Source organism: Rhizobium sp. P1_E6 (genome assembly GCF_056405875.1).
The window spans coordinates 1-800 of sequence record NZ_JBFUBG010000327.1 but is presented as its reverse complement, the minus strand read 5'-3'; the positions used below and the strand labels follow the sequence as shown (position 1 = coordinate 800).

1 protein-coding gene is annotated in these 800 nt (G+C 56.6%); it reads left to right on the top strand.

The genetic code is table 11. The features are described 5' to 3' along the window. Window positions 1-382 precede the first annotated feature (382 nt). The coding region (locus AC1D35_RS36540; RefSeq protein ID WP_477942938.1) for a DUF3800 domain-containing protein at window positions 383-800 on the top strand (418 nt) is incomplete at its 3' end.

Here is an 800-nt window from a genome sequence, read left to right as displayed (position 1 = left end):
TGTCGCGGACTTCGACCATCTGCTACAATTGGTTCCGGGTCGGGTGTTGTTCTACCGGGCGTCGACTTAACGATCGCTGCCGTGGCCGCTCACCTCAAATGTCCCATCCTTTGCCGGGACCTGATCGCCGCCCGGTACGCCTGCTCGAAGTTACACTCTCGTCGCTGACAAATGAACGGGAAGACGGCGACTACGAGAACCAGCCGCAGTTCAATTTCTAACCGCGCGATAGCAGCGGAACTCCCCCCTCAGAAGACGGACCGCCTTGGCGCTGGCAGCGGTGTGGCCTCTATCATCGTCTCGCCGCAAGGGCCTCTCGACAACCGCACCTCAAGACGTACTCTTGTGAGTGGACTGATGCGCAAATTTTCCGGGGTAATTTTTGACCAAAGTTTTCTTCATAGACGAGAGCGGAAATACAGGCGACCTTGTCAAAGCAGGCGCGAGTCTTGGTTTTGGCGACCAGTCGATATTCGTCTTGGTCGCCGTCGGGATCGACGATGAAGGCGACCTCGCCGCCGAACTTTCGCGTCTGCGGGCGGTTCACCGGATACAAGGCTCTGAGCTGAAATCGAAGCGGCTGGTCGGAAAGCCAGGGGTCGCAGCCGATATTGCGAAATACCTTCAACATCGAAAATTGCCGGTCTTTGTCGAGGTCGTGGACAAACGGTTTTTCATCTGCGCGACGATGGTGAATCACTTTGTCATTCCTCCCGTCGCGCAGGAATTCGACGGGCGCCGCGATGTCATGGAAATGAAGAACCATGTCGCGGAATATCTCCACTCTCTGTCCCCGTTGC